This window comes from Pseudomonas sp. 22082 (assembly GCF_052046055.1).
Classification (GTDB): Bacteria; Pseudomonadota; Gammaproteobacteria; order Pseudomonadales; family Pseudomonadaceae; genus Aquipseudomonas; species Aquipseudomonas pharyngis.
The window spans coordinates 78,837-100,383 of the sequence record NZ_JBQEQB010000008.1 but is presented as its reverse complement, the minus strand read 5'-3'; the positions used below and the strand labels follow the sequence as shown (position 1 = coordinate 100,383).

The 21,547-nt window shown below is 59.6% G+C and carries 19 protein-coding genes, 5 tRNA genes, 1 pseudogene and 1 riboswitch; of the genes and pseudogenes, 18 read left to right on the top strand and 7 right to left on the bottom strand.

The features are described 5' to 3' along the window. The first annotated feature begins 80 nt into the window (after positions 1 to 80). The 6 genes from aruF to astE all read left to right on the top strand — a co-directional run bounded on the left by aruF (position 81) and on the right by astE (position 6,437). Positions 81 to 1,100, top strand: a complete 1,020-nt coding sequence (gene aruF, locus ACTJK9_RS11765) for an arginine/ornithine succinyltransferase subunit alpha (RefSeq protein WP_064598807.1) — start codon at positions 81 to 83, stop codon at positions 1,098 to 1,100. A 51-nt stretch (positions 1,101 to 1,151) separates the two neighbouring features. Beyond that, positions 1,152 to 2,177, top strand: a complete 1,026-nt coding sequence (astA, locus tag ACTJK9_RS11760) for an arginine N-succinyltransferase (RefSeq protein ID WP_064598805.1) — start codon at positions 1,152 to 1,154, stop codon at positions 2,175 to 2,177. Further along, entirely contained in the window at positions 2,174 to 3,643 is a 1,470-nt protein-coding gene (gene astD / locus ACTJK9_RS11755) for a succinylglutamate-semialdehyde dehydrogenase (protein WP_178076448.1), read from the top strand. The genes astA and astD overlap by 4 nt, the downstream gene beginning before the upstream one ends. Positions 3,644 to 3,716: 73 nt before the next feature. Beyond that, a complete protein-coding gene (gene astB / locus ACTJK9_RS11750) occupies positions 3,717 to 5,063 on the top strand; it encodes an N-succinylarginine dihydrolase (protein ID WP_064598800.1) in 1,347 nt (448 codons plus the stop codon). 63 nt (positions 5,064 to 5,126) lie between these two features. Beyond that, on the top strand, positions 5,127 to 5,414 hold the full coding sequence (locus ACTJK9_RS11745) for a topoisomerase II (RefSeq protein ID WP_085610731.1): 288 nt from the start codon (positions 5,127 to 5,129) through the stop codon (positions 5,412 to 5,414). A 12-nt stretch (positions 5,415 to 5,426) separates the two neighbouring features. Next, on the top strand, positions 5,427 to 6,437 hold the full coding sequence (gene astE, locus ACTJK9_RS11740; RefSeq protein ID WP_007951052.1) for a succinylglutamate desuccinylase: 1,011 nt from the start codon (positions 5,427 to 5,429) through the stop codon (positions 6,435 to 6,437). Between the two features lie 82 nt (positions 6,438 to 6,519). On the opposite strand, the gene ACTJK9_RS11735 is transcribed toward astE, so the two are convergent. Continuing rightward, positions 6,520 to 7,029 carry a 6,7-dimethyl-8-ribityllumazine synthase gene (locus ACTJK9_RS11735; protein ID WP_039772077.1) on the bottom strand — a complete coding sequence of 170 codons (510 nt, stop codon included), beginning with the start codon at positions 7,027 to 7,029 and terminating at the stop codon, positions 6,520 to 6,522. Positions 7,030 to 7,131: 102 nt separating this feature from the next. Next, a riboswitch (FMN riboswitch) is annotated at positions 7,132 to 7,303 on the bottom strand. Between the two features lie 197 nt (positions 7,304 to 7,500). Between ACTJK9_RS11735 and ltaE the strand changes: the two genes are divergently transcribed. The 8 genes from ltaE (at position 7,501) to ACTJK9_RS11695 (ending at position 13,619) form a co-directional block, all read left to right on the top strand. Beyond that, positions 7,501 to 8,505 carry a low-specificity L-threonine aldolase gene (gene ltaE, locus ACTJK9_RS11730; RefSeq protein WP_085610730.1) on the top strand — a complete coding sequence of 335 codons (1,005 nt, stop codon included), beginning with the start codon at positions 7,501 to 7,503 and terminating at the stop codon, positions 8,503 to 8,505. A 146-nt stretch (positions 8,506 to 8,651) separates the two neighbouring features. Further along, positions 8,652 to 11,276: an alanine--tRNA ligase gene (gene alaS / locus ACTJK9_RS11725; protein WP_039772080.1), complete on the top strand. Its 2,625-nt coding sequence runs from the start codon at positions 8,652 to 8,654 to the stop codon at positions 11,274 to 11,276. A 90-nt stretch (positions 11,277 to 11,366) separates the two neighbouring features. After that, positions 11,367 to 12,608, top strand: coding sequence for an aspartate kinase (locus ACTJK9_RS11720; protein WP_007951048.1), 1,242 nt, complete (start codon positions 11,367 to 11,369; stop codon positions 12,606 to 12,608). Positions 12,609 to 12,795: 187 nt separating this feature from the next. After that, positions 12,796 to 12,984, top strand: a complete 189-nt coding sequence (gene csrA, locus ACTJK9_RS11715) for a carbon storage regulator CsrA (RefSeq protein WP_002554426.1) — start codon at positions 12,796 to 12,798, stop codon at positions 12,982 to 12,984. Between the two features lie 62 nt (positions 12,985 to 13,046). Then, positions 13,047 to 13,137: transfer RNA gene (locus tag ACTJK9_RS11710), tRNA-Ser, on the top strand. Positions 13,138 to 13,244: 107 nt separating this feature from the next. Next, positions 13,245 to 13,321, top strand: a tRNA-Arg gene (locus tag ACTJK9_RS11705). A gap of 72 nt (positions 13,322 to 13,393) precedes the next feature. Continuing rightward, positions 13,394 to 13,470, top strand: a tRNA-Arg gene (locus ACTJK9_RS11700). Positions 13,471 to 13,542: 72 nt separating this feature from the next. After that, positions 13,543 to 13,619 (top strand) — tRNA-Arg (locus ACTJK9_RS11695). A 19-nt stretch (positions 13,620 to 13,638) separates the two neighbouring features. Here ACTJK9_RS11695 and ACTJK9_RS11690 read toward each other — a convergent pair. Beyond that, a complete protein-coding gene (locus tag ACTJK9_RS11690; RefSeq protein ID WP_134334284.1) occupies positions 13,639 to 14,157 on the bottom strand; it encodes a cell envelope protein SmpA in 519 nt (172 codons plus the stop codon). 320 nt (positions 14,158 to 14,477) lie between these two features. Here ACTJK9_RS11690 and mgtE point away from each other — a divergent pair, with 320 nt between their 5' ends. Beyond that, positions 14,478 to 15,920, top strand: a complete 1,443-nt coding sequence (mgtE, locus tag ACTJK9_RS11685) for a magnesium transporter (protein ID WP_007960287.1) — start codon at positions 14,478 to 14,480, stop codon at positions 15,918 to 15,920. 114 nt (positions 15,921 to 16,034) lie between these two features. On the opposite strand, the gene ACTJK9_RS11680 is transcribed toward mgtE, so the two are convergent. Further along, complete coding sequence (locus ACTJK9_RS11680; RefSeq protein ID WP_003178899.1) at positions 16,035 to 16,361, bottom strand: Arc family DNA-binding protein; 327 nt, start codon at positions 16,359 to 16,361, stop codon at positions 16,035 to 16,037. A 389-nt stretch (positions 16,362 to 16,750) separates the two neighbouring features. Here ACTJK9_RS11680 and phnN point away from each other — a divergent pair, with 389 nt between their 5' ends. Continuing rightward, a complete protein-coding gene (gene phnN / locus ACTJK9_RS11675) occupies positions 16,751 to 17,320 on the top strand; it encodes a phosphonate metabolism protein/1,5-bisphosphokinase (PRPP-forming) PhnN (protein ID WP_085610728.1) in 570 nt (189 codons plus the stop codon). On the opposite strand, the gene ACTJK9_RS11670 is transcribed toward phnN, so the two are convergent. Together ACTJK9_RS11670 and ACTJK9_RS11665 are read right to left on the bottom strand one after the other, a co-directional pair. After that, the gene (locus tag ACTJK9_RS11670) at positions 17,295 to 17,474 is read right to left on the bottom strand and encodes a PA3371 family protein (protein ID WP_007960291.1); all 180 of its coding nucleotides are present in this window, start codon (positions 17,472 to 17,474) and stop codon (positions 17,295 to 17,297) included. The two genes, phnN and ACTJK9_RS11670, sit on opposite strands and share 26 nt — an antisense overlap. A gap of 20 nt (positions 17,475 to 17,494) precedes the next feature. Next, positions 17,495 to 17,722: a hypothetical protein gene (locus ACTJK9_RS11665; protein WP_085610726.1), complete on the bottom strand. Its 228-nt coding sequence runs from the start codon at positions 17,720 to 17,722 to the stop codon at positions 17,495 to 17,497. 284 nt (positions 17,723 to 18,006) lie between these two features. Here ACTJK9_RS11665 and ACTJK9_RS11660 point away from each other — a divergent pair. Then, a tRNA-Arg gene (locus ACTJK9_RS11660) sits at positions 18,007 to 18,083 on the top strand. Positions 18,084 to 18,140: 57 nt separating this feature from the next. Here ACTJK9_RS11660 and ACTJK9_RS11655 read toward each other — a convergent pair. Together ACTJK9_RS11655 and ACTJK9_RS11650 are read right to left on the bottom strand one after the other, a co-directional pair. Further along, positions 18,141 to 19,004, bottom strand: a complete 864-nt coding sequence (locus ACTJK9_RS11655; protein WP_404943279.1) for a methyl-accepting chemotaxis protein — start codon at positions 19,002 to 19,004, stop codon at positions 18,141 to 18,143. Beyond that, positions 18,999 to 19,781: pseudogene (locus ACTJK9_RS11650) on the bottom strand (MCP four helix bundle domain-containing protein); the annotation flags it as partial. The pseudogene ACTJK9_RS11650 and the gene ACTJK9_RS11655, both read right to left, overlap by 6 nt. A 365-nt stretch (positions 19,782 to 20,146) precedes the next feature. Between ACTJK9_RS11650 and ACTJK9_RS11645 the strand changes: the two are divergent. Then, complete coding sequence (locus tag ACTJK9_RS11645; protein ID WP_440813927.1) at positions 20,147 to 21,547, top strand: c-type cytochrome; 1,401 nt, start codon at positions 20,147 to 20,149, stop codon at positions 21,545 to 21,547.

Genomic DNA, 21,547 nt, shown 5'->3' with positions numbered 1-21,547 from the left:
CCGCTCCCACACTGATCTCTGTGTATGCAGTAGCTGACCGGTTATTTTTCTGTGAATTGATAAGAGAAAGGAGTGACACCATGCTGGTGATGCGCCCCGCGCAAATGGCTGATCTGGGCGAGGTACAGCGTCTGGCTGCGGACAGCCCGATTGGTGTCACTTCCTTGCCGGATGACGTTGAACGCCTGAGCGACAAGATCGCTGCAAGCGAAGCCTCGTTTGCGGCCGAAGTGAGCTTCAACGGCGAAGAGAGTTACTTCTTCGTTCTCGAAGACACTGCTACCGGCAAACTGGTGGGTTGCTCGGCAATCGTCGCTTCGGCCGGTTATTCCGAGCCGTTCTACAGCTTTCGCAACGAGACCTTCGTGCATGCTTCCCGCGAGCTGAAGATCCACAACAAGATCCACGTCCTCTCGCAATGCCACGACCTGACCGGCAACAGCTTGCTGACCAGCTTCTATGTACAGCGCGAGCTGGTGGGTTCGCCGTGGGCCGAGCTCAACTCCCGTGGCCGTCTGCTGTTCGTCGCCAGCCACCCGGAGCGGTTCGCCGATTCGGTGGTGACCGAGATCGTCGGTTACAGCGACGAGAACGGCGACTCGCCATTCTGGGACGCCATCGGTCGCAACTTCTTCGACCTGAACTACGCCGAGGCCGAGCGCCTGTGTGGCCTGAAAAGCCGTACGTTCCTCGCCGAGCTGATGCCGCACTACCCGATCTACGTGCCGCTACTGCCGGACTCCGCTCAGGAAGCGATGGGCCAGGTACACCCGCGTGCGCAGATCACCTTCGACATCCTGATGCGTGAAGGCTTCGAGACCGATCACTACATCGACATCTTTGACGGTGGCCCGACCCTGCATGCGCGTGTTTCGGGGATCCGTTCGATCGCCCAGAGCCGTGTGGTGCCGGTGAAGCTCGGCGAGCCGGTCAAAGGTGCCGGGCGCCAGTATCTGGTGGCCAATGCCCAGTTGCAGGATTACCGCGCGGTATTGCTTGAGCTGGATTATGCGCCGGGCAAACCGGTGACCCTGGATCTGGAAGCGGCCGAAGCCCTGGGCGTCGGTGAAGGTGCCAGCGTGCGCCTGGTGGCGGTTTAACGCCTTAGCGAGTTTCACGGGTGGCCACGGCGGCCCGTTTGAGGAGATAGCATGATTGTTCGTCCCGTACGCAGCAGCGATTTGTCCGCTCTGATCGACCTGGCCCGCAGCACCGGCACCGGCCTGACCACATTGCCGGCCAACGAAGAGCGCCTGACCCACCGGGTCGGCTGGGCCGAGAAGACCTTTCGCGGTGAAGCCGGCCGTGGCGACGCGGACTACCTGTTCGTGCTCGAAGACGACAACGGTCGCGTGGTGGGGATTTCCGCCATCGCCGGCGCCGTCGGTCTGCGCGAGCCTTGGTACAACTTCCGCGTCGGCCTGACCGTCAGCGCCTCGCAGGAGCTGAACATCTATCGCGAGATCCCGACGCTGTTCCTGGCCAACGATCTGACCGGCAACTCCGAGCTGTGCTCGCTGTTCCTGCACGCCGATTACCGCACCGGCCTCAACGGCCGCATGTTGTCCAAGGCGCGGATGCTGTTCATCGCCGAATTCCCGCAACTGTTCGGCAACAAGATCATTGCCGAGATGCGCGGCGTGTCGGATGACGCCGGTCGTTCGCCGTTCTGGGAAAGCCTGGGCCGGCACTTCTTCAAGATGGAATTCAGCCAGGCCGATTACCTGACCGGCGTCGGCAACAAGGCGTTCATCGCCGAACTGATGCCGAAATTCCCGCTGTACACCTGCTTCCTGTCGCCGGACGCGCGCAACGTCATCGGCCAGGTGCACCCGGACACCGAGCCCGCGCTGGCGATGCTCAAGAGCGAAGGCTTCAGCTATCAGGGTTACGTCGACATCTTCGACGCCGGCCCGGCCATCGAGTGCGAGACCAGCAAGATCCGCGCGGTGCGTGACAGCGAGGCGCTGGTGCTGGCCATCGGCACGCCGGGCGACGACGCCACGCCGTTCATCATCCATAACCGCAAACGCGAAGATTGCCGCATCACGGCGGCGCCGGCCCGTCTGGCCGCCGGCACCCTGGTGGTCGATCCGCTGACCGCCAAACGTCTTCAACTCAACGCTGGCGATCAGGTGCGCGCCGTGGCGTTGTCCGCTGCCCGGGAGTCGAAATAATGAATTCGCTATACATCGCAGGTGAGTGGCTGGCCGGTCAGGGCGAGGCCTTTCAATCGCTGAACCCGGTAACCCAGCAAGTGCTGTGGTCGGGGGAGGGCGCCACTGCCACTCAGGTCGAGTCGGCCGTGCAGGCTGCGCGTCAGGCGTTCCCAAGCTGGGCCCGTCGTACCCTGGAAGATCGCATCAGCGTGCTCGAAGCGTTCGCCGCCGCGCTGAAAAACCACGCTGATGAGCTGGCCCGCACCATCGGTGAGGAAACCGGCAAACCGCTGTGGGAAGCCGCGACCGAAGTCACCAGCATGGTCAACAAGATCGCGATCTCGGTGCAGAGCTACCGCGAACGGACCGGCGAGAAGAGCGGCCCGTTGGGCGACGCCACCGCCGTGTTGCGCCACAAGCCGCACGGCGTAGTCGCGGTGTTCGGCCCTTACAACTTCCCTGGCCATTTGCCGAATGGCCACATCGTGCCGGCGCTGCTGGCCGGTAACAGCGTGCTGTTCAAGCCAAGCGAGCTGACCCCGAAAGTCGCCGAGCTGACGGTCAAGTGCTGGATCGAAGCCGGTCTGCCGGCCGGTGTCCTGAACCTGCTGCAAGGCGCCCGCGAAACCGGTATCGCACTGGCGGCGAACCCGGGCATCGACGGTCTGTTCTTCACCGGTTCCAGCCGTACCGGCAATCACCTGCATCAGCAATTCGCCGGTCGTCCGGACAAGATTCTTGCGCTGGAAATGGGCGGCAACAACCCGTTGGTGGTCGATCAGGTCGCTGATCTTGATGCGGCGGTTTACACGATCATTCAGTCGGCGTTCATTTCCGCCGGTCAGCGTTGCACCTGCGCCCGTCGTCTGCTGGTGCCGCAAGGCGCGTGGGGCGACAGCCTGCTCAAGCGTCTGGTGGAAGTCAGCTCGACCATCGAGGTCGGCGCGTTCGACCAGCAGCCGGCGCCATTCATGGGCTCGGTGGTTTCCCTTGGCGCGGCGAAAGCGTTGATGGATGCCCAGGCGCATCTGCTGGCCAATGGCGCGGTGTCGTTGCTGGCGATGACTCAGCCGCAGGCGCAGTCGGCGCTGCTGACTCCGGGCATCGTTGATGTGACGGCGGTTGCCGATCGTTCCGACGAAGAACTGTTCGGTCCGCTGCTGCAAGTAATTCGCTACAGCGATTTCGAAGCCGCGATTGCCGAAGCCAACGACACTGCATTCGGTCTGGCCGCTGGCTTGCTGTCGGATTCCGAAGAGCGCTATCAGCAGTTCTGGCTGGAAAGCCGTGCCGGGATCGTCAACTGGAACAAGCAACTGACGGGGGCTGCGAGCAGCGCACCGTTCGGCGGTGTCGGCGCTTCGGGCAACCATCGCGCCAGCGCCTACTACGCGGCGGATTACTGCGCGTACCCGGTAGCCTCGCTGGAAACTCCAAGCCTGGTGTTGCCGGCGGCCCTGACGCCTGGCGTGAAGATGGTGTGAGGCGCGTCGCGCCTCGATTGCACTCGATTGTTATTTGATGCCTATAAAAACAGATTCTCGTGGAGCCTCGCTGATGAAATCCTATGAAGTCAATTTTGACGGTCTAGTGGGGCCGACCCATAACTACGGTGGTCTGTCCTACGGCAACGTTGCGTCCCAGAGCAACAGCCAGCAATCCTCGAACCCCAAGGAAGCGGCGCTGCAAGGTCTGGCGAAAATGAAAGCGCTGATGGAAATGGGCTTTCAGCAAGGCGTGCTCGCACCGCAGGAGCGTCCGGACGTGGCTGCCTTGCGCCGTTTGGGTTTCAGCGGTACCGACGCTCAGGTGATCGAGCGCGCCGCCAAAGAAGCGATGCCGCTGCTGGTCGCCAGTTGCTCGGCGTCGAGCATGTGGGTGGCCAACGCCGCCACGGTCAGCCCGAGTGCCGACACCGCTGACGGTCGCGTGCATTTCACCGCCGCCAACCTGAACTGCAAATATCACCGCAGCATCGAGCACCCGACCACCAGTCGTGTGCTGGGCGCGATGTTCGCCAACCAGCAGCACTTCGCACACCACGCTGCATTGCCGGCGGTGGCGCAGTTCGGCGACGAAGGCGCAGCGAACCACACGCGTTTCTGCCGTGAGTACGGCGAGGCTGGTGTCGAGTTCTTCGTGTTCGGTCGCAGTGCGTTCGACACTCGCTACCCGGCACCGCAGAAATACCCGGCGCGCCAGACCCTTGAAGCGTCGCAGGCGGTTGCCCGTCTGCACGGCCTGCGTGATGACGGCGTGGTCTACGCGCAGCAGAATCCGGCCGTTATCGACCAGGGCGTGTTCCACAACGACGTGATCGCGGTGGGCAACGGCGAGGTGCTGTTCTATCACGAGGACGCGTTCCTCGACACCGATCAGATGCTGGCCGAACTGCAAGCCAAACTGGCCAAGGTCGGCGGCAAGTTCCAGTCGGTCTGTGTGCCGCGTTCGGCGGTCACCGTGGACGACGCCGTGCGTTCCTACCTGTTCAACAGCCAGCTGCTGTCGCGCCCTGATGGTTCGATGCTGCTGATCGTGCCGGAAGAATGCCGTGGCAACGAGCGCGTGTGGAATTACCTGCAAGGCCTGACCAGCTCCGGCGGCCTGATCCGTGAAGTGAAAGTCTTCGACCTCAAGCAAAGCATGCAGAACGGCGGTGGCCCGGCGTGCCTGCGACTGCGCGTCGCGCTCAACGAAACCGAGCTGGCGGCCGTCAACCCAGGGGTTATCATGACCGCCCCGTTGTACGGTTCGTTGACCGCATGGGTTGAAAAGCACTACCGCGACCGCCTGACCGAAAGCGATCTGGCGGATCCGCAATTGCTGCTTGAATGCCGGACGGCACTGGATGAACTGACGCAAATCCTTAAACTGGGCGCGGTTTATCCATTCCAGATCAATTGATGGCCGGCGCGCCGCCTGAACGCGGCGCGCGGCTTTTCTCCCCCAACAGAGCGTAAAAAAGACATGAGCGATTCCCTGCGGCTGATCCTTGAAGACACCGACGGCAAGCAACTGGAAACTTCCTGCACCCGCGTCGCGGTCATGTGGCAAGGCAAAGAGCTGTGGATCCAGCAGGACGGCCGCGGCCAACTGCTGATCGGCGTGGACGTCGAAGAGGGCGACGAAGAGTACGCCAACCTGCTGTTGCGCCCATTGGCGACTAATCTGGTAAGTCTGCAACTGGAGATGGAACCGGCTGACCTCGGCGACGACGGCCACGTGCACGGCCCGGATTGCAACCACGACCACTAAGGAAACCGCTCTATGCTCGCCCTCGGCAAACTGCTTGAACTGACCCTCGCCGGCCGCGAACCGGCGGAGAAGACTCAACTGACTGTCGAAGGCGTGCGCATGCGCTGGTTGAGCGAGGGTGCGCTGGAAGTCCGGCCACCCGAAGCGCGCGACAATGGCCTGGACCTGCTGCTGTCGGCAGGCATCCACGGCAACGAAACGGCACCGATCGAATTGCTCGACCGGTTGCTGCATGACATCGCTCGCGGCGATCTGAAGCCGCGCGCACGTATTCTTTTCCTGTTCGGCAACCCGGAAGCGATTCGCAAGGGCGAGCGTTTCGTCGAGCAGGACGTCAATCGGCTGTTCAATGGCCGTCACGAACAAAGCAGCGGTTCCGAAGCCCTGCGTGCCTGCGAGCTGGAACGGCTGGCGGCGAGTTTCTTCAGTCTTCCTGATCGTCAGCGCCTGCACTACGACCTGCACACGGCGATTCGCGGTTCGAAGATCGAGCAGTTCGCTTTGTATCCGTGGAAGGAAGGTCGCCAGCATTCCCGTCTTGAACTGGCCCGTCTGCGCGCCGCCGGCATGGAAGCGGTGCTGTTGCAGAACAAGCCGTCGATCGTGTTCAGCTCTTACACCTACGACAAGCTGGGGGCCGAGTCCTTTACCCTGGAACTGGGCAAGGCGCGACCATTCGGGCAGAACGCCGGGGTCAATGTGTCGCTGCTGGAAACCCGTTTGAAGCAGATCATCGAAGGCACCGAGCCGGAGATGGCCGAGCAGGGCCTGGACGGTCTGCAACTGTTCAGCGTGGCCCGGGAAATCATCAAGCACAGCGATGCGTTCCGTCTGAATCTGCCGGCGGACATCGAAAACTTTTCGGAACTGGATGTGGGTTATGTGCTGGCCGAAGACCTGGCCAATACCCGCTGGATCATCGAAGAGCAGGGCGCGCGGATTATCTTCCCCAATCCCAAGGTCAAGAACGGCCTGCGAGCGGGCATTCTGATCGTGCCGACCACTGACGAAAATCTTGCCTGACCCTATTTTCGGTTCGACATAAACCACTGCTCCCACATTTGGATTTGAGTGAGGCTGAGACCTCACTCAGTTCCGGATCGGTTTACACCGCAACTGCACGCGGCTCGGTACGACGCAACGCACGCACTTTCTGCAACGTATCGGCGCAGGTCTTCGCCGCTTCCTGACCCTTGTGCACGAAATGCTCGAAGAAGAACTTCTGGTGTTCTTCGCCGGCATGGAAGTGGTGCGGGGTCAGCGACACCGAAAACACCGGTACTTCGGTTTCCAGCTGCACCTGCATCAGGCCGCTGACCACCGACTGGGCGACGAACTCGTGACGGTAGATCCCGCCGTCCACCACCAGGGCCGCCGCGACGATACCGGCATAACGACCGGTCTTGGCCAGCAGCTTGGCGTGCAGGGGCATTTCAAAGGCGCCGCCGACTTCAAAGAAATCGATGTCCGATTCCTGATAGCCCTGAGCGATCATTTCGGCGAGGAAGCCTTTACGGCTCTGGTCGACAATTTCCTTGTGCCAGCAGGCCTGGATGAACGCGACGCGCTCGCCGTGAGGGTGTTTGCTTTTGCTGTCGATAGCGGTGGGTTGCATGTTCTGACTCCTGTTTGTGTGAAAAACAGGGCGTTATGAATCGAAAGGGATTCAAGGGTACGCACGCTCGCGCATACACGGCGGACGGCCCTTTGGCGTCAATCCCGTTCTCTCTTCATCCGGACTGTGACCGTCGGCCCCGGAATCACACCGGGTCTGCTGACCTTGCCGCCGCTCACGGCTTTTGCCGTGCCCGTCACCAAGCGCTCGCGGGCTATGCGCATTGCGCGCAATTACCGCCGGTGGGGAATTGCACCCCGCCCTGAGAACGTTTCGCCGCCCTTTATCGGGCGGCGCAGCGTTTTTAACACAGATTGCCAGGCCGTGCATTGCGCCTTTGTGATGATTGCCATCGGATTATTCGAAGCGTGAAAACGACTTTTCCTTGCGCAAGGGTTGATTAATCCGCGCCATGCCCGCAGTAATTCGTCTTCGAAAAGGGATTTTCCCTGCTGACTTGAGGCCAGGTTCATGAGCGTTATCGATCTTCGCAGCGACACCGTCACTCAACCGACCCCCGCCATGCTCGACGCGATGACCCGCGCCGACACCGGCGATGACGTGTATGGCGAAGATCCGACGGTCAATCGTCTGGAAGCCGAATTGGCAAAACGGCTGGGTTTTGCTGCGGCGCTGTTTGTCCCGACCGGCACCATGAGCAATTTGCTGGGCTTGATGGCGCACTGCGAGCGCGGTGACGAGTACATCGTCGGCCAGCAGGCGCACACCTATAAGTACGAGGGTGGCGGCGCAGCCGTGCTCGGCTCGATCCAGCCACAGCCGCTGGAAGTGCAGGCCGATGGTTCGCTGGATCTGGATCAGGTGGCAGCGGCGATCAAGCCTGATGACTTCCACTTCGCCCGCACCCGCCTGCTGGCGCTGGAAAACACCATGCAGGGTAAAGTGCTGCCGCTGGACTATCTGGCCCGGGCCCGTCAGTTCACTCAGGACAATGGCCTTCAGCTGCATCTGGACGGCGCGCGGCTGTACAACGCGGCGGTCAAGCTCGGAGTCGATGCCCGGGAAATCACCCAGTATTTCGATTCGGTCTCGGTGTGCCTGTCCAAAGGCCTCGGCGCGCCGGTCGGTTCGGTGCTGTGCGGTTCGTCGGCGTTGATTGCAAAGGCCCGGCGCCTGCGCAAAATGGTCGGTGGCGGCATGCGTCAGGCCGGACTGCTGGCGGCGGCGGGGCTGTATGCGCTGGATCACAATGTCGAACGTCTGGCCGATGACCATGCCAACGCACAGTTGCTGGCTGAAGGCTTGCGCGAGGCCGGTTTCAGTGTCGAGCCGGTGCAGACCAACATGGTTTACGTGCAGATGGGCGACCGTGCCGAGGCGATCAAGGCATTTGCCGCCGAGCGCGGGATCAAGTTGAGCGCTGCCGCCCGGCTGCGGATGGTCACGCACATGGACGTCAATCGCTCGCAAATCGAGCAAGTGATCGCGACATTCGTCGAGTTTTCGCGCAAGTGACAGCGTTAGCGGCCCAATTGACCGTTTCTATCGTATAAACACGCTGTACCCCGCGCGCAGGGCCGATATAATGCGGCCCTTTGCCGTCGTTTCGTCTGTTGACGTTTCGTACAGGCCTTTGGCCGCAGCCTCCGTGGAAGAACCTAATGAAAAGCGCAGAAATCCGTGAAGCCTTCCTTCGCTTCTTCGAAGAGCAAGGCCACACCCGTGTAGCCTCCAGCTCTTTGATTCCGGGCAACGACCCCACCCTGCTGTTCACCAACGCGGGGATGAACCAGTTCAAGGACTGCTTCCTGGGCCAGGAAAAGCGCGCGTACACCCGCGCCGTCTCCAGCCAGAAATGCGTGCGCGCCGGCGGCAAGCACAACGACCTGGAAAACGTCGGTTACACCGCCCGTCACCACACCTTCTTCGAAATGCTGGGTAACTTCAGCTTCGGCGACTACTTCAAGCGTGATGCCATCACCTACGCCTGGAACTTCCTGACCTCCGAGAAGTGGCTGAACCTGCCGAAGGAAAAGCTGTGGGTCACCGTCTACGCCAGCGATGACGAGGCTTACGACATCTGGACCAAGGAAGTCGGTGTGCCGGCCGAGCGCATGGTGCGCATCGGCGACAACAAAGGCGCGCCTTACGCGTCCGACAACTTCTGGACCATGGGCGATACCGGCCCGTGCGGTCCTTGCACCGAGATTTTCTACGATCACGGCGCCGACATCTGGGGCGGCCCACCGGGCTCGCCGGAAGAAGACGGCGACCGTTACATCGAAATCTGGAACAACGTGTTCATGCAGTTCAACCGCACCGCCGATGGCGTGTTGCACCCGCTGCCAGCGCCGTCGGTGGACACCGGCATGGGTCTTGAGCGGATCAGTGCCGTGCTGCAGCACGTTCACTCGAACTATGAAATCGACCTGTTCCAGAGCCTGCTGGCCGCATCGGCCAAGGCCATCGGCTGCAGCAATGACAATCAGGCGTCGCTGAAAGTCGTGGCGGACCACATCCGTTCCTGCGGCTTCCTGATTGCCGACGGCGTGCTGCCGTCCAACGAGGGTCGCGGTTATGTGCTGCGCCGGATCATCCGTCGCGCCTGCCGTCACGGCAACAAGCTGGGCGCCAAGGGCAGCTTCTTCTACCAGATCGTTGCCGCACTCGTGGCCGAGATGGGCGAAGCGTTCCCGGAACTGAAATCCCAGCAGGCGCATATCGAGCGCGTACTGAAGGCCGAAGAAGAGCAGTTCGCCAAGACCCTGGAGCAGGGCCTGAAAATCCTCGAGCAGGATCTGGCCGAGCTCAAAGGCGACGTGGTGCCGGGCGACGTGGTGTTCAAGCTCTACGACACCTACGGTTTCCCGATGGACCTGACCGCGGACATCGCCCGCGAGCGCAGCCTGACCATCGACGAAGCCGGTTTCGAGCGTGAAATGGAAGCCCAGCGCGTCCGTGCACGTTCCGCCAGCTCGTTCGGTCTGGACTACAACAGCCTGGTCAAGGTAGACGTCGACACCGAATTCACCGGTTATCACGCCACCAGCGGTTCGGCAAAAGTCGTTGCGCTCTATAAAGATGGCCAGTCCGTGGACGTCTTGAGTGAAGGGCAGGAAGGCGTTGTGGTGCTGAACCAAACGCCGTTCTACGCCGAATCCGGCGGTCAGGTTGGCGATTGCGGTTACCTGCAGGCCGGCAACAGCCGTTTCGACGTGCGCGACACCACCAAGACCGGCGGCGCGTTCCTGCACCACGGTGTACTGGCGTCGGGCAGCCTGATCGTTGGCGCACCGGTGGAAACCCACGTCGAAGCCGACGTGCGTCACGCCACTTCGCTGAACCACTCGGCCACTCACTTGCTGCACGCTGCGCTGCGCAAAGTGCTGGGCGACCACGTTCAACAGAAGGGCTCGCTGGTCGACAGTCAGCGCCTGCGTTTCGACTTCAGTCACTTCGAAGCGATCAAGCCTGAGCAGATCAAGGCGCTGGAAGACATCGTCAACGCCGAGATCCGCAAGAACTCCGCCGTTGAAACCGAAGAAACCGACATCGAAACCGCCAAGCAGAAAGGCGCGATGGCGCTGTTCGGCGAGAAGTATGGCGACAACGTGCGCGTGCTGAGCATGGGCGGTGATTTCTCCGTCGAACTGTGCGGCGGTATCCACGCCAACCGTACCGGCGACATCGGCCTGCTGAAAATCATCAGCGAAGGCGGTGTGGCATCGGGCGTGCGTCGTATCGAAGCGGTCACTGGCGCTGCGGCGCTGGCTTACTTGAACGCTGCTGAAGAACAACTCAAGGAAGCGGCCAGCCTGGTCAAGGGCAGCCGCGACAACCTGATCGACAAGCTGTCGGCGGTGCTGGAGCGCAACCGTGCGCTTGAAAAGCAGCTCGAGCAGTTGCAGGCCAAGGCTGCCGCCGCTGCGGGCGACGATCTGTCGGCTTCGGCTGTGGACGTCAAGGGCGTGAAAGTGCTGGCCGTGCGTCTGGATGGTCAGGACGGCAAGGCGCTGCTGGCGCTGGTCGATCAGCTGAAAAACAAACTCGGCCGCGCAGTGATCCTGCTCGGCAGTGTCCATGAGGAAAAGGTCGTACTGGTCGCAGGCGTGACCAAGGACCTGACTGGCCAACTCAAAGCCGGTGATTTGATGAAACAGGCTGCTGCGGCAGTGGGCGGGAAGGGCGGTGGTCGTCCGGACATGGCGCAGGGCGGCGGTGTCGACGCCGGCGCACTGGATGGCGCACTGGCGCTGACCGTTCCATTCGTCGAGCAGGGTTTATAAGACGGCCCGTCGGGCCCGCAGTCTAGTGGCGGGCCCGGCGGCTGTTCGAGTGATTATTGGGCGCCCTTCATGGGCAGAGGCGGCTTTGAAATGGCTTTGATCGTACAGAAATTTGGAGGCACCTCGGTCGGCACTGTCGAGAGAATCGAGCAGGTCGCCGACAAGGTTAAGAAATTCCGCGATGCCGGCGATGACCTGGTGGTTGTGCTGTCTGCAATGAGCGGCGAGACCAACCGTCTGATCGATCTGGCCAAGCAAATCAGTGGCGAAGATCAACCGGTTCCGCGCGAACTGGATGTGATCGTTTCCACAGGTGAGCAGGTGACGATCGCCCTGTTGGCCATGGCGCTGATCAAGCGCGGTGTGCCGGCGGTGTCGTACACCGGCAACCAGGTGCGGATCCTGACGGACAGTGCGCACAATAAAGCGCGTATCTTGCAGATCGATGACCAGAAGATTCGCGGTGACCTGAAAGCAGGTCGCGTGGTGGTGGTCGCCGGTTTCCAGGGCGTCGACGAGCACGGCAATATCACGACCCTGGGTCGTGGCGGTTCCGACACCACCGGCGTGGCGCTGGCCGCTGCGCTGAAGGCTGATGAGTGCCAGATCTACACCGACGTCGATGGTGTCTATACCACTGACCCGCGCGTGGTATCGGTTGCTCAGCGTCTGGACAAGATCACCTTCGAAGAGATGCTGGAAATGGCCAGCCTCGGTTCCAAGGTGTTGCAGATCCGCGCGGTGGAGTTCGCCGGCAAGTACAACGTTCCGCTGCGCGTACTGCACAGCTTCAAGGAGGGTCCGGGCACCCTCATTACTATTGATGAAGAGGAAACCATGGAACAGCCGATCATTTCCGGCATCGCTTTCAATCGCGATGAAGCCAAGCTGACCATCCGTGGCGTGCCAGACACCCCGGGCGTGGCGTTCAAGATTCTCGGCCCGATCAGTGCCGCGAACATCGAAGTCGACATGATCGTGCAGAACGTCGCGCACGATAACACTACCGACTTCACCTTCACCGTGCACCGCAACGACTACCAGTCCGCGCAAACCGTGCTGGAAAACACCGCTCGCGAGATCGGTGCCCGTGAAGTGGTTGGCGACACCAAGATTGCCAAGGTCTCGATCGTCGGCGTCGGCATGCGTTCCCACGCAGGCGTGGCCAGCCGCATGTTTGAATCCCTGGCAAAGGAAAGCATCAACATCCAGATGATCTCGACCTCGGAAATCAAGGTTTCCGTGGTGATCGAAGAGAAGTACCTGGAACTGGCCGTGCGCGCCCTGCACACGGCTTTCGAGCTCGACGCTCCGGCCCGTCAGGGCGAGTGATGCGTTGTCTGAAGGGCGCGGTCTGACCGCGCCCTTTATTTTTTGAATGGCGCGAGCCCCCGAACTGTTCTTTTGCTCGCGCTGGTCAATACTCAGGCATGTAGGGCTACGATCGCTCCGGTTGTAGGTCGGGTGCCTTTTTTTTGCAGACTGTTGTCCCTGAAATGATTCGCGTGAGGAGAAAGGTATGCTGATTCTGACTCGTCGGTGCGCAGAAAGCCTGATTATCGGTGATGGCGAAATCACCGTGACCGTGCTCGGCGTCAAAGGAAATCAAGTGCGTATCGGCGTCAACGCCCCGAAAGAGGTGGCCGTGCACCGTGAAGAAATCTATCTGCGTATAAAGAAAGAGAAGGACGAAGAACCAAGCCATTAATTTTTATCGATTTTTATGTTTGCAAACGGGGAAGAAGGTGGTTAATATACGCCCCGTGTTGCGGAGAGCTGGCCGAGTGGCCGAAGGCGCTCCCCTGCTAAGGGAGTACACCTCAAAAGGGTGTCGGGGGTTCGAATCCCCCGTTCTCCGCCATTATTTGCTTAGTACGTTGTAATCTGGCTTTTTCTGTAAGTTGTTGAATTTATTAGAAAAAGTGGTTGGAATAGAGATTAGACGGGCTATAATGCGGCGCAACAAATGCACTCGTAGCTCAGCTGGATAGAGTACTCGGCTACGAACCGAGCGGTCACAGGTTCGAATCCTGTCGAGTGCACCATTTAAGAGTCAATTGCAGCGATGTAAATGACTCGGCTTCAACCAGTTGTGATCTGGTCTAAAAACACAGAATGCACTCGTAGCTCAGCTGGATAGAGTACTCGGCTACGAACCGAGCGGTCACAGGTTCGAATCCTGTCGAGTGCACCATTTAAGAGTCAGTTGCAGCGATGCGGATGACTTGGTTACAGCCAGTTGTGGTCTGGTCTAAAAACACAAATTGCACTCGTAGCTCAGCTGGATAGAGTACTCGGCTACGAACCGAGCGGTCACAGGTTCGAATCCTGTCGAGTGCACCATATACCGAAAAGCCCGCGTTTAACGCGGGCTTTTTGCTGTCCTGGATTTGGCTTTTCCTGTCACGCATCCTTTCTCATCAAAATCGATTTGAGCACTGCGCCCTCGCTTGAGGTCGTAACGATAACTCGTTGCCGAATTGCGGATGCTCACCTTGTCGGGTTTGCCCAAAGCGCTTTCAACATCCTGTTGGCTCATGCCGGCGATGATTCGTTGATTGATGATCGCCTCGCGCTTCTGTCGTGCGTCGATCAGATCTCCGCATTTGTCCTGGGTGCGCCCAACGACGGCCATTTCTCGTTTTCTGATATTCATACCGGATATTTCTTCATGCCGGGCTTCGGGTATCAGGGTGACTGTCGAGCCAGGGGAGTAGGGGTGCACTTCCTGCAATGAAAGGTGCTCATCATTCGCGCAGCTCAATGTGGTGAATGTGACACTACCATCAGAGGCTTCGCAGCGATGAAGTGTCGTTGCGCTCCCGATGGCGGGCAGGCAGAGCAGGGTGGTCAGCATGAATCGGGATGTTTTCGATGGCATTCGTTGTCCTCCATGACGATCCTTCTCAAGCTTAGCCGGCAGTTTTTTCACCGCCGGTGTGTTTTCTTTTCAGGATGAGTCGTCGCAGTGTGAAGGATCAGGACAGCGCTCAGCTTTGTCTCGCAAGCGCTTGTTTCAGCCACTATTTTTTAACGTTTAAAACCGTCAGGCGGTGTATCATTGCGCCCGTCAGCCCCGCCGGGGCTTATGGAAAACCTCCATGGACTTACCCAGTAGTTATTCAGTAACCCGTTTCACCAATCATGAATTGACTGATTGATCCTTCCGGCGTGCCCCACTGCTGGGAGTGGAGTTCGCCTATGTCCGAAATCGAAGTAAAGAAAACACAGGAAAGCCTGCAGGATCGCCTGGCTCAGGTCGTCGAGCTGCTGCAGCGCCAACGGGTCGTCGAGGACCTGACTCATCGCCAGGAAGGCCCGCATCATGACCGGGTAGAAAACCTGGTCCACCGGCAAAACCTCGTCGAACTGCAACGCAAGCTCGATGATCTGCACTCCGCCGACGTCGCCTACATTCTTGAAGCCCTGCCGCTGGACGATCGTCTGACGCTCTGGCAGTTGGTCAAGGCTGATCGCGACGGCGACATTCTTCTCGAAGTATCCGATTCCGTCCGTGAAACGCTGATCGCCGACATGGACGATCACGAGCTCCTGGCTGCGGCCAAGGACATGGATGCCGACGAACTTGCTGACCTGGCCTCCGAGCTGCCGCGAGACGTCGTCCATGAGCTGATGGAGACCCTGGATCAGCAGCAACGCGAGCGTGTGCGTTCGGCCCTCTCCTACGATGAGGAGCAGGTCGGTGCGCTGATGGACTTCGAGATGGTGACCATCCGTGAGGATGTCAGTCTTGAAGTGGTCCTGCGTTACCTGCGCCGCCTGAAAGAGCTGCCGGGCCATACCGACAAACTGTTCGTGGTTGACTACGACGGCGTGCTCAAGGGCGTGCTGCCGATCAAGCGTTTGCTGGTCAATGACCCGGAGAAGCAGGTTTCCGAAGTCATGGCCAGTGACCCGGTGAGTTTTCACCCGGATGAAGACGCCTACGACGCCGCTCAGGCGTTCGAACGTTACGACTTGATCTCGGCCCCGGTGGTCGACAAGAACGGCAAGCTGATTGGCCGTCTGACCATCGACGAAATGGTCGACTTGATTCGTGAGGAGAGCGAAAGCGAAGTCCTCAATATGGCGGGTCTGCGCGAAGAGGAAGACATCTTCGCCTCCGTCTGGAAGTCCCTGCGCAACCGTTGGGCGTGGCTGGCGATCAACCTGATCACGGCGTTCGTCGCATCGCGGGTGATCGGCCTGTTCGAAGGTTCGATCGAGAAGCTGGTGGCCCTGGCGGCGCTGATGCCGATCGTGGCGGGCATTGGCGGTAACTCCGGCAACCAGACGATTACCATGATCGTTCGCGCCATGGCCCTCGATCAGGTCAGCACCGGCAATACCTCGCGTCTGATGCGCAAGGAGCTCGCCGTGGCGTTGATCAACGGCCTGGTCTGGGGTGGCGTGATCGGCGTGGTTGCTTACTTGCTCTACGGAAGCTGGTCACTAGGCGTCGTGATGACGGCTGCCATGACATTGAACTTGCTACTCGCAGCGTTGATGGGGGTGTTGATCCCTATGACCCTGGCGAAGATGGGTCGCGATCCGGCGATGGGCGCCAGCGTGATGATCACGGCCATGACCGACAGTGGCGGCTTCTTCATCTTTCTGGGGCTGGCGACGATCTTCCTGCTCTGACCGACTGCATTGAAACAGCCCGCCGATTGGCGGACTTTTTTACGTCCTTGGAAAACTCAAATTGCAGGCAAAAAAAAGCCAGCATTCATGCTGGCTTGAGATGTTCGGTTTGGCTCAGGATGCGTCTGCGGCCATTTCGGCGTCGTGGGCGATCAGAGACACCAGCGCGTTCTGCTGGCGATGGGAGAGTTGGCGGAAGCGTTGCAGCAGCTCGCGTTCGTGCAACGACAGCTCAGGGCTGTCCAGGCGCATGCTCAGTTCTTCGCCCAGTGCACCTTCCTGAATAAGACTCTGCTCAAGGCGCGCAATGATCTCGGAGTTCATGCTGCGGTGATGATTGCGAGCCACCTCGGCAATGCGTTCACGCATTCCGTCTGGCAGACGTACGACGAACTTGTCAGCCGTACGGCTGGAATAAATTGCCTGTTTCAATGGGCGCATATATTTAACCGGTTAGTTCAGGGGAGCGGTTCTCGGGATTGGCCGCAGGATGTGTGGTAGGACAAGCATCCGCGCCAAATGGTTCAACCTGAATTGTTAAGAGGCGCGCATCATGCCTCAAAATTGCCAGATCATTGGCGTCAATTCTGTGACAAATATTGATCCGGGTAAAGGCGTAATGCCAGCACCAATTATCAGAAATGCGGACTGGTTTGAAAAGAATGCATCGGCCCGTATCGCTGACCGCCTCCTGAAGCACGTCGGCTGATGCCCGAAGGCCTCAGAACGTGCATGCTATGCGGGTTGAATCGTTGTTCCTTACCTTGTACAGGATAGTGGCAAATGGCCGATTTACTAGGGGCAACTGCCCGCCGGAGGGCGTTTTCAGGATGGATGGCAATTTGATTTATCTCATGGGACCTTCCGGCTCCGGCAAGGACAGCCTGATTGAGGCTGCGCGCGAACCTTTGCGGGCGTTGAATTGTGAAGTCATGCGTCGGGTCATCACCCGTTCGGCCGAATCCGTGGGTGAGGATGCGATCGGTGTGACGCCGCAGGAGTTCGAGCGACGTCAGCGTGCCGGCGAGTTTTCACTGGCGTGGCAGGCTAACGGTCTCGCCTATGGCATTCCGGTGGAAATGGATCAATGGCTGAAAGCCGGCAAACACGTCCTGGTAAACGGCTCTCGGGCAAACCTTCGGCAAGCGCTGGAAAGCTACCCGACTTTGGTGCCGGTGTTGCTGACGGTTCGGGAGGATGTCCTGCGTGAGCGACTGCTCCGGCGTGGCCGGGAGACGCTTGAGCAGATCGATGCGAGGCTGGCGCGCAATACGCTGTTCAAGGACAGGCGTTCAACTGATAGTCCTGTGCACCTGATCGACAACTCGGGCGCTCTGGCCGATGCAGTCAATCATCTGCTGGAGCTGGTCAGGTTCAGCGCAATACCGGATCAAACTTGATCTTGCGCCCGGCCACCAGTGCCAATACGAACAGCGCCGAAAAGACGCCGCAACCGATCAGGGGCAGGGATATTTCGGTTTCCTCGAACAGCGAAAAATGCCCGAGGCCACTCAATAAGGCGAGGATCAGAAATCCTGCAGCTGACTTGGACATGCTGTACTCCTGAAGATATTTCAAAAAACCAGACGTTCAGTCGAATGCGTCGGCAACGCCTGTTCAGACTCGCTGACTGCTTGCGGAGCGAAGCTTTGATCGCTCAAGACCGCCCATTGTGGCGCCTTCTGCACTTGCAGGTAGTGCGGCATGCGCCCGGCCACTTTCTCGTTGTCCTCGGGGGCGAAGTGAAAGCCCACCAGGACAGTCAGTGCGATTGCGTTTGCGAACACGAGGGCGCTGTTCATGAGACGAGTCTCCGGTTGTTCTTGTATAAGAACCTGTAAAGCAGCCGTCGTGCCAACAGTCTAACCGCTGTTAAGTCCTTTAAAAACAAGCATTTAGAAGGGTTTTTCGAGCCTCGTACATTGCATTTTGCAATGATGGCTTTTGCGGATGATGCAAATTGCACGGTAAAACGTCCGGCACCCTTGCAAGGCGCCTGCCTACACTTAAAAAGCCCTGCGGACGACATGACAAAACAGGGCCCGGCCGTTAACATGCACGCCGTCTGTCGCACCGACAGATTTGTGTCCCAGTAGCTCAATTGGATAGAGCATCCCCCTCCTAAGGGGAAGGTTGGCAGTTCGAACCTGCCCTGGGACACCATCTATGGAAAAAGCCCCGCGCAGAGTGATCTGGCGGGGCTTTTTTGTTGTCGCGAGTTTACAAGCGGAAGCGACTGACCAGGGTGTTGAACGACGCCGCCAGGTTGGACAGTTCCTGGGTCGAGGCGCTGGTCTGATGCGCGCCTGCCGCCGTCTGGGTGGAGAGATCCTGGATGTTGACCAGATTTCGGTCCACTTCGCGAGCTACGTGTGCCTGTTCTTCCGAGGCTGTCGCGATGACGAGGTTGCGATCATTGATCTGCGAGATGCCGTCGGCAATCAGCTCCAATGCCTGGCCGGTCGCTTGCGCCAGTGACTGGGTTTCGCTGACCAGCGCCTGGCTTTTCCCCATGGCGCCGACGGCTTCGTCTGCACTGTTGCGAACGTCGTTGATCATGCCTTCGATTTCCCCCGTCGAAGCCTGGGTTCTTGCCGCCAGGGCTCGTACCTCGTCGGCGACCACGGCAAAACCTCGACCTTGCTCACCCGCGCGTGCAGCCTCGATGGCGGCGTTAAGCGCCAGCAGATTGGTTTGCTCGGCAATCCCCCGGATCACATCCAGAACCTTGCCGATGTCTCGAACTTTCTCCGCCAGATCCTTGACCATGGTGGTGGAGGTGGCGATTTCCGTGGTTGCATGGTTGATCGCGGCAACGGCGTTTCGCGCTTGATCGCGGCCGTTGCTGGCTTCCCGGCTGGTGGTCTGGGAGGCCTCGGAGGTGGATACCGCATTGCGCGCAACTTCCTCCACGGCGGAGGTCATTTCCGTGACAGCCGTCGCTGCCTGCTGGATCTCGTCGTTCTGACGAATCAGTCCGCGGCTTCCATTGTCTGTGACGGCGGTGAGTTCTTCGGCAGCGGACGCCAGTTGATCTGCCGCGCTGGCGATCTGCTGAATAGTGCTTTTCAGACTGCCCTGCATCTCGGCCAGGGCCGTGAGCAGCTGGCCGGCCTCGTCGCGGCCGGTGCTGACGATGTTTTGAGTCAAGTCGCCGCCAGCGATGCTTCGGGCGCTTTCAACGGCTTTGGAGATGGGGCGGCTGATCAGTCGGCTGATGAACAGGCCGAGCAAAATCGCCGCGACAAAGGCCAGCACGATGCCGATGTACAGCGAGGTCTTGGCAGAGGACTCCGTCAGAACCGATCGCTTTGCGGCTTCGCTGACCTGCATGTCGTTGGAGTTGGTCATGATGGTCAATTCGTCCATGACGACGCGGTAGTTTTTCTGCAGGTCGCCGAGCAGCAGTTCGCGGCCATTTTCCAGGTCGCCGGCCTTCATCAGGCCCAGATACCTTTGCACGATCGCCTGGTAAACGGGCCAGGCCTTCTCCATCCGGTCACCGGCTGCACGTTCGTCGTCGGCAAGCTCGGTTTTCCGGTATTCGGCAAAGGCTTTTTCACTCGCCAACTGGTTGGCGCTCATCGAGGCGAGAAATTCGTCTTTGGTGCTCTGGGGCAGGTTGGCGGCAGTGGCGACGTAAAGCCGATACATGTCACGGGTCTGTCCGACAGCCTTGATTTTGGTCTGCGCGATGTTGGCGACGGCGACGAGGTTGTTGCCGAACACCGATCTGAGGCTTGTCGAGAGTTCGGTCACTCCCCGGCTTCCCAGCAGGCCCACCCCTAGGGTGATGAAGGCGCACGCCGCGAAGGCCGTGATCAATTTCGTGGAAAGTCTTGCGTCATTCAACCAACTCATAAGGGGCATCCTGCTGACATGTGGGGGCGGAGCAATATCGAGCGCAGCTCGTACGAAATGGCTTGTCGTCGTACATCTTTCGGCTGCGGAGTCCACAACTGTAGGGTTACCAGTTGTTTCTTATCTAAATATATTCCGCATTAAACCCCCTTGTAACCAGCGTTTTAGAGCATTCAGCACATACATACAAAAGATGGCACTTGGCCTTTTCTATTTGTTGCCAAGTGTTACATTGTGTGGAATATTCCAATAAATACGTACGACATCGTACCTCTTCGTCCTTGTCGCTCAAGATGACGAGGACGCTGTGTTCGTGATTTCCAGAACCGTGAAAAAAAAGAACGAAGCAGCCTAGGGTAGGACTCATGTCGCGTCGCATTGATAAAGGGAAACGCAGGGGGTACGCCTCTGCCGGATTGGTTACGCTGCTGATCGCCATAGCTGGCACCGCGTACGGCGAGACGCTCGACAGCATGGCCTCGGCGGGCAAGCGTCTGGCGGTAGCGGCTGACTGTGTGGCTTGCCATACGGCGCCAGGCGGCAGGGCTTTTGCGGGCGGCTATCCGCTCGGCTCACCGATGGGCACGATCTACTCGACCAACATCACGCCTTCGAAAACGGCGGGTATCGGCAATTACACGTCTGAGCAATTCGCCCGTGCGGTGCGTGACGGGGTGGCGGCCGATGGCACTCGGCTTTACCCGGCGATGCCCTACACCTCTTATTCGAAGATGACCGACAGCGACATTGCTGCGCTCTACGACTACTTCATGCATGAAGTGGCGCCGGTCGATACGCCGAACCAGAAAACCGTTCTGGATTTCCCGTTCAATATCCGCGCATCGATGATTGGCTGGAACGCGCTGTTCCACAGCACGGCGCGCTTTACGCCGGATCCGGCCAAGTCCGCCGAGGTCAACCGTGGCGACTATCTGGTCAACGGCCTGGCTCACTGCGATACCTGCCACACACCGCGCAATGTCCTGATGGCGGCCGACAGCGCAAAACCGTTGGCCGGCGGATCACTGGGCAGTTGGTATGCCCCCAATATCACTTCCGACAAAGTCAGCGGCATCGGTGCCTGGTCGAGCGACGAGATCGTGGCCTATCTGCGTACCGGTCACGTCGAGGGCAAGGCCCAGGCGGCAGGCCCAATGGCCGAGGCGGTGGAGAACAGTCTGCAGCATCTGAGCGATGCGGATCTCAAAGCCATCGCGGCCTATCTGTTGCAGACGGTGCCGATCAACAACGGGGAAACCAAAGCCCGCCACGATTACGGTCAGGCCTCGGTCGATGAGTTGACGCTGCGCGGAGGCAAACCGGGGGACAATCCGGGATGGCACATATTCAGTGGCACTTGCGCCAACTGCCATCAGCCGAACGGTCAAGGCACGCGGGAATACCCATCGCTGTTTCACAACACCGCCACCAGTCGCAGCGACAACCTGATCGCGGCCATCGTGTACGGCGTGCATCGTGAAGTCGACGGTGTGGCCATCGACATGCCGGGTTTCGGCCCGGACGCGCTGTTCACCGACCGCCTGAACGACCAGCAGATTGCCGACGTCAGCAACTACGTGCTGTCGCGCTACGGCAATGCCGACACGGTTGTCACCGCCGCCGATGTGGCACAGGTACGCAACGGTGGGCCCCAGGCGCCACTGGCAGTGATGGCGAAGTTTACGATCCCGGTCATCATTCTCGTGTGCGTGTTGATCAGCCTGGGCGCATGGGCCTTGATTGCACGTCGGCGCAAGGAGGCCTGA